The sequence below is a fragment of the Helicobacter mesocricetorum genome (assembly GCF_900198605.1).
GTDB classification, from domain to species: domain Bacteria; phylum Campylobacterota; class Campylobacteria; order Campylobacterales; family Helicobacteraceae; genus Helicobacter_D; species Helicobacter_D mesocricetorum.
Window position 1 is genome coordinate 30,775 of sequence record NZ_FZPJ01000014.1, and the last position, 10,249, is coordinate 41,023.

Genomic DNA, 10,249 nt, shown 5'->3' on the forward strand with positions numbered 1-10,249 from the left:
CAGAACCCACTCAAGAAGAATCTATTCAAGAAGCAAATATTCAAGAAGCAAATATTCAAGAAGCAAATATTCAAGAAGAGGGTAGCCAAGAAGAACCCACTCAAGAAGAGAGTAACCAAGAAGAATCTATTCAAGAAGAATCGGAGAATTTGGAAAGTGATAATACACAGAAAGCATCTGATGTAGATGCCATAGAAGATGAATTTAGTGCTTTAACTTTAGAGGGAATGAGTGAGGCTTTAGGCGAACCTATTGCCAAAGAACCTAATGCAACGCCTATTGTTTCAGAGCCTAAAGGAGAGGAATCTTTGTCTAATATTCAAGTGAATTCTTTAGAAGGGTTGATTACTGCTTTGCAGACTTTACAAACACAGGCTTTAAAAGAGATTCTAAGCGGAGCGGTGATTAATATTAGTATCCAATTCCCCAAAAAAGACGATAATTAATGCAAGAAGCTAAATATAAGGGTGCTATTCTTGTTTTATCTGGACCAAGCGGAGCAGGAAAGAGTTCTCTTTGCCAGATTCTAGCTAGAGAGTTCCCTAAGCATTATTTTTCGATATCTTCTACTACGCGTCCTAAGAGAGAAAATGAGATTGATGGTGTGCATTATCATTTCGTTTCTAAAGACAAATTCGAACAAGGTATCAAAGAGGATAGTTTCTTAGAGTGGGCGCAGGTGCATGGAAGCTATTATGGGACAATGAAAAGTCAAATCATAGAGGCTTTATACGAGGATAAATTGATTATCCTTGATGTTGATATTCAGGGGCAAATGAATATCAAACGGGCTTTTCCCAATCACACGACTTCAGTTTTTATCACAACCCTAAGCCAAAAGATATTAAAAGAACGACTTAGCAAAAGGGGGAGTGATAATATAAAAGTGATTGAGGAACGTTTGAAAAATGCCACAAAAGAGATAGAAAGCCTCTATGCTTTTGATTATTTAATCATTAATGATGATTTAGAGGAATGTTCTAAGAAACTTATTTGCATTGTAAAATCTGCCTTTTGCAAGGCGAGTTTATACCATTTGGATTCATTGTTGCAAAAGTGGCAAGAATGATGAATTTTGCTTGAATCGTTAATTGCTATTAAGTTTTAAGCCCCAAGAAGCTACAATGCAGAAATTTTGCCTAAAAGGGAAAAGATGCCAAAAAGAAATGATATAAATACTATTTTATTAATTGGCTCTGGTCCTATTGTGATTGGACAAGCGTGTGAGTTTGATTACTCGGGGACACAAGCAGCAAAAACCCTCAAAGAACTTGGATATAAGGTTGTCTTGATTAATTCTAATCCTGCAACAATTATGACTGACCCGGAGTTTGCGCATAGAACTTATATTGAGCCTATTACCGAAGAAATTATAGAAGATATTATCCAAAAAGAAAATGTTGATGCTATCTTGCCAACAATGGGTGGGCAAACTGCTTTAAATGTCGCTATGAGTATGTATGAACAAGGAAAGCTTAATGGCATAGAGTTTTTGGGTGCGAATCCTGAAGCGATAAAAAAGGGTGAGGATAGAAAAGTTTTTAAAGAAGCGATGTTAAAGATTGGTATGGATTTACCAAAGTCTTATTATGCCTATAATCTAAAAGAGGCTTTAGAAGTTATAAAAGATATTGGCTTTCCTGCTATTATTCGTGCAAGTTATACCCTAGCAGGTGGAGGAAGCGGGGTTGCTTATAATATTGATGAGTTTAAAAATCTTGCACAAAGTGGGTTAGAGATTAGCCCTATTGGAGAAATACTCATTGAAGAATCTTTGCTTGGCTGGAAAGAATACGAAATGGAAGTTATCCGTGATAGGGAGGATAATTGCATTATTGTTTGTAGTATAGAAAACCTTGATCCTATGGGGGTGCATACAGGGGATTCTATAACTATTGCTCCAGCTTTAACCTTAACGGATAAAGAATACCAAAGAATGCGGGATAGCTCTTTTGCGATTTTACGCGAAATTGGTGTGGATACCGGTGGAAGCAATGTGCAGTTTGCTATAAATCCACAAAATGGCAGAATGACGGTTATTGAGATGAATCCTCGTGTATCTCGCTCTTCTGCTCTTGCTTCTAAGGCTACCGGGTATCCTATTGCCAAAGTAGCGACACTTTTAGCTGTTGGCTATACTTTAGATGAAATTAAAAACGACATTACAGGGACACCAGCAAGTTTTGAGCCTAGTATTGATTATATTGTTACGAAGATTCCACGATTTACCTTTGAGAAGTTCCCACAAGCTGATTCCACTCTTACAACTTCTATGAAGTCTATTGGTGAAGTAATGGCAATTGGGACAACCTTTAAAGAATCTTTGCAAAAAGCATTAAATAGCCTTGAGACAGGAATTTTTGGTTTTAATTCTTTAAGTAGTGATAAAAATGAGATTCAAAGACAGATAAGACGACCTAATGCTAATCGTTTATTGTATATTGCCGATGCTCTAAGGCAGGATATTTCGGTGCAAGAAATCTATGAATGGTGCAAGATTGATAAATATTTTCTTTACCAAATAGCAGAAATTATTGCTTTTGAAAAAACGATTGCTTTTGAGAAATTGCAAGAAGAGGACTTTTTAAGAGAGGCGAAGATTTTAGGCTTTAGTGATAAGATGTTGAGCTTTCTTGTGAATTTTAAAGAAGGATTAGAGTTAAGGGAGGAGGATATTTATGCCTTGCGACAAAAACATAATGTATTCTTTACCTATAATGAGGTGGATACTTGTGCGGCAGAGTTTGCTACGCAAACTAATTATTTATATTCTACAATGCCCTTTAAAGATTCTTTGCAAGTTTGTAATAATCAAAATCTATCTAATCAAGATTCATTGGCACCCCAAAAGAAGATTCTCATTATTGGTGGAGGACCTAATAGAATAGGGCAGGGAATCGAGTTTGATTATGCTTGTGTGCATGCGAGTTTTGCACTAGCAGATATGGGGATTACAAGCATTATGTATAATTGCAATCCTGAAACTGTTAGTACAGATTATGATATTAGTGATATTTTGTATTTTGAACCCATTACCTTTGAATGCGTAAGAAATGTCGTCGAAAGAGAGAAGCCCGATGGGATTATCGTGCATTTTGGGGGACAAACTCCTTTAAAGTTAGCTAAAAAACTGACGACTATTGGGGCAAAAATCATAGGAACTAGTGCCAAGACTATTGATATTGCTGAAGATAGGGAGAAGTTTTCAAAGTTTGTCGAAGAGAATGGACTAATTCAACCCAAAAACGGCACGGCTTTTAAAAAAGAGGAAGCTATTAGTATCGCACAAGATATTGGGTTTCCTGTATTGGTGCGCCCTAGTTATGTATTGGGTGGAAGGGCTATGCGTATTGTTTATAATATCGCAGAATTACAAGAATATATGAGTGAAGCGGTGAGTGTGAGTGAAGACTCTCCTGTTTTGATTGATAAATTTTTACAAAATGCTATCGAATTAGATGTAGATATTATTTGCGATGGAAAAGAAGTTTATATTGCTGGTATTATGCAACACATTGAAGAGGCTGGAATCCATAGTGGGGATTCAGCTTGTGCTTTGCCTACTATTAATATCTCTAAGCAAAAATTACAAGAAATCCAAAGCACTACTGCAAAAATCGCTAGAAATTTGGGTGTAGTAGGGCTTATGAATACACAATATGCCATTTTTGAGGATACACTTTATTTGATTGAAGTTAATCCTAGAGCTAGTCGAACCATACCTTTTGTTTCTAAAAGCACAGGGATTCCATTAGCCAAAGTAGCAACTCATGTAATGATACATAAAGATTTAAAGGTGGCTTTAGAATATTATGATGGATTTAAGCGGGTAATATTTGAAGATGGAGTATATAAGCCTAAAAGGCTTAAACACATTGCGGTAAAAGAATCGGTTTTTCCTTTTAATAAACTTCCGGGTGCAGTTATGATATTGGGTCCTGAAATGCGTTCAACAGGAGAAGTTATGGGGATTAGTGAAAGCTTTGGATTAAGCTTTGCCAAATCTCAATTAGCTTGTAAAAATCCTTTGCCTATTAAAGGGAGGGCTTTTATTTCTTTGAGTGCTATCCACAAGCAATATGCTCTTCCTTTGGCTAGAGATTTGCAAAAGTTTGGTTTTGCACTTTGTGGCACTAATGGGACAGCTGCAATTATCTCTGCAGGAGGGATTCCTTGTGAGGTGGCTTTAAAAATTAGTGAGGGGCGTCCAAATGTCAATGATATGTTAGCTAATGGAGAAATTGCTTTAGTGATTAATACTAGTGATGAAGCTTCTAATCAAGAGGATACTAATAAAATCAGAACACAAGTTTTACGCAGTAATGTTCCTTATTTTACAACCATTGAAGTAGCTTTAGTTGCTATTAATGCCATAGGTGAGATAATGGATAAAAGCCCTTATGGCGCAAAAGCAATTCAAGATTATTTGAGGGATTAATGGAGATTTGCCATCCAATATTTTTGGCTCAAAGTGATACAACAGCAGGATTTTTATGCAAAGATTGTAAAAAACTTAATGTACTAAAGGGCAGAAGCCTTACGCAAAATATCCTATTAACCATAGATAGCTTTAAAAAATTGCAATCTTTTGTGCGGATACCTAAAAAGCATAAAAAAGAAGTGCGTAGATTAAAGCAAACGACTTTTATTGTGCGCAGTAAGTCTTGTAGCAAAAATTTAGCTATTCGCGTTACGACTGGGATGCATAATGAGTTTTTATCTTTTTTTGATGGATTGTATTCTACTTCTGCTAATAGGCATAAACAGAGGTTTTCTTTAGAGTTTGCCTTAGCTTATGCTAATTTTGTTGTTTTAGACAAAAGGGGATTAAAAGAAGAAAAATCATCGACTATCTATAAGGTTGGTAATTATAATAAAAAAAGGATTCGGTAAGATGATGATAGAAAATATTTTACGGGCATTCTTGTTAGGTGTTTTTTTAAGTTTTATCCTAATGTGTGTTTTTTGGGCGGGTATTTTTAGTAACTATATTAATTATTATGGAATCTCTGTATTTTTTAATCCCTTCTTTGGAAATGTTTTTAATGGTTATTTGTTTATTGTTATGGTAGTAGTATTTGGGGTAGGGTTTTTTATTCCTGTTGTTGGTTTTTTGATTAAGCTTGGTTATTGTGTGTTGCTTGGTATTTCGCTTTTGCTTTTTATACCTTCATTAGGGAAGAGTATGGGAGAGGCTTTATTGTCTAAAAAGATTGCTTTAACCATAGATGGAGAGCGAAAAAATGTTGTAGCCTTGTATGAGGATAAGTTTTATATTGTTTATCAAAATTCTTCTGAAGTCTTGCCAACTTTAGAAGAGAGAAAAAGGAATCTTAGTTATTATGAAAAACCTTGAATCTTGATTATAAAATATAATGAATTCTTTTGTCTTGCTGCAATTTAGTAAATATTTCATCCCTTTCTTTTTGGTTGTGGACTAAGACTTCAATATTGATACTATGGTATTTTCCATTCTTGCTCTCTTTACAAGGTGTGGTTATAAATTCTTTATCCAAAATCTCTAATGCCGCTTCATTTAACGCTTCTTTACTCTCACCAATAATGCGATAATGCCATTGGCAGGGGTATTGTATCTTTTCTTTAAACATTTTTTTGCGCCTTTATAAAAACTTCTTTTGCCCATTGTGGAATTTTTGTAATTTTGCCTTTTTGGTTAAGGCATACAAGTGTTAATGTGGCAAAAAATATTTTTTTATGTCCTAAGAATATGGATTGCTCTAACAGAACAGAGGCAGATTTTAATTGTAGTATTTTGGTATGTATTTGGAGCTTATCCCCAAGTTTTGCACTTTGCAAAAAATCAATTTGCATATTTTTAACGACAAAACCAACTTCTTGATTGTTAGGCAAGAGATTAGAATCAAAAAACCATTGGCTTCTAGCTCTTTCGCAGTATTTTAGATAGTTAGTATGATAGACAATGCCCCCACAATCAGTATCTTCATAATAAACCTGTATTTGCATAATTTAGGAAGCTACTTATTCGAGAGTGGCTAATTTTTCTTTTAGGAGATTATCAAGGGTTTTGATGATAGTATCACTTGCGGATTCTGCTTTTTTAAACAATTCGCTAATCTCTCCTAGGCAGTTTTGTGAAGAGCCATTTTTTTTCATAATTTCATAACCTGCAATAATACTGCTATGGACTTGTTGGTGTGGAGCTTCTATGAGTGGAAAGCTTGGGAGTGTAGAGAATTGTGTTCTGCCATTACCGGTATCATACCATTTACCTAAGCGACAATCGTGATGTCCAACAAAGGTTGCTTCCATATTCTCACTAAATACTGCGCTGTATCCATTGATTTTAAAGAGTAAATGGTCGAGTTTCACAAGTCCGATAAAAGTAGTAGAAAGTATTTGGTCGGTTTCTTTTGAGATGGTTTGTGCAGAATTTCCTATTCGCTCTAATGCTTCATTTTGCATATTGAGATCTTCCATTTCTTTAAGTATCTCATCTGTTGATGATTGCACTTCGGAGAAATTTTGCTTGACTACTTGGATATTCATTTCAATCTCTTTTGTTGCTTTTTGTGTCCTTTCTGCGAGTTTGCTTACTTCATCGGCAACTACTGCAAAACCCCTTCCGTGTTCTCCTGCTCTTGCTGCTTCAATAGCGGCATTAAGGGCTAAAAGGTTAGTTTGATCTGAAATATCGCTGATAAGGGCTATAACACTAGAGATGGTCGTAAAATCATTTTGGACTTGCCCTACCATATTGTTAAAGTCTGATAATTTTGACATCATACTTGCAATTCCACTAGATAAAACTTCCTGAGAGCTTTTAGTATTGCTGATATTGTGTATTGCGTTCTCTTTTGCCTCTCTTAATAAATCTACAGATTGTGCAAAGTCTTCTTGCAGTATTTTGAGATTTGTAGCACAACTTTTTGTTAATGTAAGAGCCATTTCCTTAAAGGATTCTATATTTTGAGGTTCAGAAGTTTTTTTATCATTCATTCCATTGATAAGATTTTGAAGTTCTTGATTTTTAAGTTTTTCTTCTTGGAGTTGCTTTTGGAGTTGTTGATTGACTTGTAGAGCTTTTTGTAGTTTTTCTTTAGATTGGTTACCAAACATAAAATATTCCTAATTTTTGAAATTCATAATTTTTGCAATATTATTATTCTATCCCTTAAAGCTCTCTTTAGGTATCGGTTGTTCTTGCTTTTTGGTGGGTTTTAAAGAATAAAATTTAGTGATTCTTGTGCTATAATATTTTATTTGGAGTTTTTAAGCTTATGTTTAATGGGAAAAATATTTTAATCACTGGTGGGACGGGTAGCTTTGGTAAGCAATACACTAAAACCTTATTAAAACATTATAAACCTAATAAAATTGTTATTTTTTCGCGTGATGAGTTGAAGCAATATGAAATGGCGCAAGTGTATAATCAGTCGTGTATGCGTTATTTTTTAGGGGATGTTCGGGATGAATCGCGGTTAAAAGAGGCGACAAATGGGATTGATTATATTATTCACGCAGCAGCACTTAAGCAAGTTCCAGCAGCAGAGTATAATCCTATGGAATGTATTAAGACGAATATTTATGGAGCGCAAAATGTTATTAGTGCGGCTTTAAGTAATGAAGTGCAAAAGGTTATTGCACTCTCTACGGATAAGGCAGCTAATCCTATTAATCTCTATGGTGCAACTAAACTTGCAAGTGATAAATTATTTGTAGCAGCTAATAATATGGCAGGAAGTCGGAAAACGCGTTTTTCTGTTGTCCGTTATGGTAATGTGATAGGCTCTCGTGGTTCTGTCGTTCCCTTTTTTCAAAAATTGCTTTTAGATAAGGTTAAAGAATTGCCTATTACAGATCTAGAGATGACTAGGTTTATGATTACCTTAGAGCAGGGAGTGGATTTTGTTTTAAAAAACTTTATGCGTATGCTTGGAGGGGAGACTTTTGTCCCTAAAATCCCTTCTATGAAAATCGTTGATGTAGCTTTAGCATTGGCTCCAAATTTACCGCATAAAATCATTGGCATAAGACCCGGAGAGAAGATTCACGAAGTGATGTGTCCCAAAGATGATAGCCATATTACCTATGAATTTAGTGATTATTATGTTATAGCACCCACTATTCAGTTTAACTTCATAACAGACTTCAGTAAAAACGCTTTAGGTGAGTGTGGAAAGCTGGTTGCAAGAGGATTTGAATACAATTCTGGCACTAATACCAAATGGCTTAGTAAAGAAGAGTTTTTGGAGCTTATTAAATGATACCTTATGGCAAACAAGACATCACTTCTTGTGATATTCAAAGGATTTTAGAGACTTTACAATCCCCTTTTATTACTCAAGGACCTAAATCTATGGAGTTTGAAGCAGAACTTGCTAAAAAGGTTGGGGCAGAGTATGCGGTGAGTTTTAATAGTGCAACTTCTGCTTTACATTGCGCTTGTTTGGCTCTAGGTTTAAGGGAGGGTGATTGGGTTTGGACTTCCCCCAATAGCTTCGTTGCTTCTAGTAATTGTGCGATTTATTGTGGAGCGAAAGTTGATTTTGTGGATATTTGCAAGAAAACTTATAATTTGGATGCGAATTTATTGGAGGCTAAACTCAAAAAAACCAAAAAACACAAGTTACCAAAAATAGTCATTGCTGTTCATTTTGGAGGGCAGAGTTGCGATATGCAAAAAATTTTTATGCTTTCAAAAAAATATGGATTTAAAGTCATAGAAGACGCATCTCACGCACTTGGAGGAAGTTATAGGGGAATTCCTATTGGGAGATGTGAATTTAGTGATATTACTATTTTTTCTTTTCATCCTGTTAAGATTATCACTTCTGCTGAAGGTGGAATGGCACTAACCCAGATATCCAAATATAGTAAAAAAATGCAAATGTTAAGAAACCATGGGGTTACAAAACAAGTTGAGGATTTTGAAAATAAAAAAAAGGTAGCGCCTTGGTATTATGAGCAGCAAATCCTTGGTTTTAATTATCGTCTTAGTGAATTACACGCAACCCTTGGATTATCACAATTAGAGCGTTTAGAGAGTTATGTGCAAAAACGGAATGAACTTGCGAAGTTTTATGATAAGAATTTGCAAGATTTGTGTTTGACCCTGCCTTATGTAGAATCCTATAATTATAGTGCTTTTCATCTTTATCCTATTGTCTTAGGCAAAAAGAGCGGGATTAAAAGAATAGAACTCTTTAATAGATTCTTAAAAGCCGGTATTTCTCCTCAAGTGCATTATATTCCGATACATTTGCAACCCTTTTATGCGAGATTTGGGTTTAAAAAGGGTGATTTTAAAAATGCAGAAATGTATTATAAAAATACTATCTCTTTACCGCTTTTTCCTACCCTTACTTTAGAAGAACAAAATAAAGTTATTGAAGTTTTAAGAAGAAGTGTGAAACCTTTATGAAAGTGGTTTGTATCATACCAGCTCGTGGAGGGAGTAAAAGGATTTTTAAAAAAAACCTTAAAGAATTTTTAGGAAAACCTATCATTGCTTATAGTATTCAAAACGCAAAGGAGAGTGGAATCTTTAGCGAAATTTATGTTTCTAGCGATAGTGAGGAGATATTGGCGTTTGCTAGGAGTAAGGGGGTTGTTGCCTTAAAGCGTCCAGAGTCTTTAAGCGGGGATTATGTGGGGACAAGAGAAGTGATTGTGCATTGTATTGAAGAGTTAGGATTAGATGAAGTATGGGTGTGTTGCCTCTATGCAACCGCACCACTTCTAAAGGTGGAATCTCTACGCAATGCGTTTTTGCAATGCGACAAGTCTTGTTATCTTTTTAGTGCCGTAGAATATAGCTATTCCCCTTATAGAGCATTTATGATAAAAAACAATAAGAATGTTATGTTGTTTCCAGAGTTTTTTTTAAAACGTTCCCAAGACCTAGAGAAAGTCTATCACGATGCAGGGCAATTTTATTTTGCAAGATCCAATATATGGCAAGAAAGGCAAAATATCTTTGAAGATTCTAAGAGTTTTGTGTTATCCCCTTTTGAAGTGCAAGATATTGATACTTTAGAGGATTGGAAATTAGCGGAGATGAAATACATAATGATGAATAATTGTTGATTTTTAGGGCTTAAGTGTTACAAAGATTAAAATGGTAGCCCCTATAAGTTTATTAATAATCCTATTTTTTACTTTTTCTTTATATTTACTCCCTTGAACCAAACATTCTCTTAAAGATTCTTTATCACTTCTTTAATGCCTAAGCTCTTAAACAATCCCCAAACAAAACCCAATCTAAAGT

11 protein-coding genes and 1 pseudogene are annotated in these 10,249 nt (G+C 35.0%); 8 read left to right on the top strand and 4 right to left on the bottom strand.

Annotation, left to right across the window (positions count from 1 at the left end):
* Window positions 1-149: 149 nt before the first annotated feature.
* The 5 genes from C6H18_RS04050 (at window position 150) to C6H18_RS04070 (ending at window position 5,356) form a co-directional block, all read left to right on the top strand.
* Window positions 150-446, top strand: coding sequence for a hypothetical protein (locus C6H18_RS04050; protein ID WP_233704050.1), 297 nt, complete (start codon window positions 150-152; stop codon window positions 444-446).
* Window positions 446-1,069 (top strand): guanylate kinase, encoded by a 624-nt coding sequence (gmk, locus tag C6H18_RS04055; RefSeq protein WP_104721834.1) that lies wholly within the window; start codon window positions 446-448, stop codon window positions 1,067-1,069. The genes C6H18_RS04050 and gmk overlap by 1 nt, the downstream gene beginning before the upstream one ends.
* Before the next feature lie 84 nt (window positions 1,070-1,153).
* A complete protein-coding gene (gene carB / locus C6H18_RS04060) occupies window positions 1,154-4,438 on the top strand; it encodes a carbamoyl-phosphate synthase large subunit (RefSeq protein ID WP_104721835.1) in 3,285 nt (1,094 codons plus the stop codon).
* A complete protein-coding gene (locus tag C6H18_RS04065; protein ID WP_104721836.1) occupies window positions 4,438-4,893 on the top strand; it encodes a Sua5/YciO/YrdC/YwlC family protein in 456 nt (151 codons plus the stop codon). The genes carB and C6H18_RS04065 overlap by 1 nt, the downstream gene beginning before the upstream one ends.
* A gap of 1 nt (window position 4,894) precedes the next feature.
* Window positions 4,895-5,356 (top strand): hypothetical protein, encoded by a 462-nt coding sequence (locus tag C6H18_RS04070; RefSeq protein ID WP_104721837.1) that lies wholly within the window; start codon window positions 4,895-4,897, stop codon window positions 5,354-5,356.
* Window positions 5,357-5,363: 7 nt separating this feature from the next.
* On the opposite strand, the gene C6H18_RS04075 is transcribed toward C6H18_RS04070, so the two are convergent.
* The 4 genes and pseudogenes from C6H18_RS04075 to C6H18_RS09795 form a co-directional block, all read right to left on the bottom strand.
* Window positions 5,364-5,609, bottom strand: a complete 246-nt coding sequence (locus tag C6H18_RS04075) for an HP0495 family protein (RefSeq protein ID WP_104721838.1) — start codon at window positions 5,607-5,609, stop codon at window positions 5,364-5,366.
* Window positions 5,602-5,985 carry a YbgC/FadM family acyl-CoA thioesterase gene (locus C6H18_RS04080; protein ID WP_199770118.1) on the bottom strand — a complete coding sequence of 128 codons (384 nt, stop codon included), beginning with the start codon at window positions 5,983-5,985 and terminating at the stop codon, window positions 5,602-5,604. The genes C6H18_RS04075 and C6H18_RS04080 overlap by 8 nt, the downstream gene beginning before the upstream one ends.
* Before the next feature lie 15 nt (window positions 5,986-6,000).
* Window positions 6,001-6,444, bottom strand: a complete 444-nt coding sequence (locus tag C6H18_RS09790; RefSeq protein WP_456152198.1) for a CZB domain-containing protein — start codon at window positions 6,442-6,444, stop codon at window positions 6,001-6,003.
* Window positions 6,427-7,098 (bottom strand): annotated as a pseudogene (locus C6H18_RS09795) (methyl-accepting chemotaxis protein); the annotation flags it as partial. The gene C6H18_RS09790 and the pseudogene C6H18_RS09795, both read right to left, overlap by 18 nt.
* Before the next feature lie 161 nt (window positions 7,099-7,259).
* On the opposite strand from C6H18_RS09795, the gene pseB reads away from it, so the two are divergent.
* The 3 genes from pseB to pseF are packed head-to-tail and all read left to right on the top strand — an operon-like array spanning window position 7,260 to window position 10,068.
* Complete coding sequence (gene pseB / locus C6H18_RS04090; RefSeq protein WP_104721841.1) at window positions 7,260-8,246, top strand: UDP-N-acetylglucosamine 4,6-dehydratase (inverting); 987 nt, start codon at window positions 7,260-7,262, stop codon at window positions 8,244-8,246.
* Window positions 8,243-9,403, top strand: a complete 1,161-nt coding sequence (gene pseC / locus C6H18_RS04095) for a UDP-4-amino-4,6-dideoxy-N-acetyl-beta-L-altrosamine transaminase (protein ID WP_104721842.1) — start codon at window positions 8,243-8,245, stop codon at window positions 9,401-9,403. The genes pseB and pseC overlap by 4 nt, the downstream gene beginning before the upstream one ends.
* On the top strand, window positions 9,400-10,068 hold the full coding sequence (gene pseF / locus C6H18_RS04100; protein WP_104721843.1) for a pseudaminic acid cytidylyltransferase: 669 nt from the start codon (window positions 9,400-9,402) through the stop codon (window positions 10,066-10,068). Before pseC ends, pseF begins: the two co-directional genes overlap by 4 nt.
* Window positions 10,069-10,249: the final 181 nt, after the last annotated feature.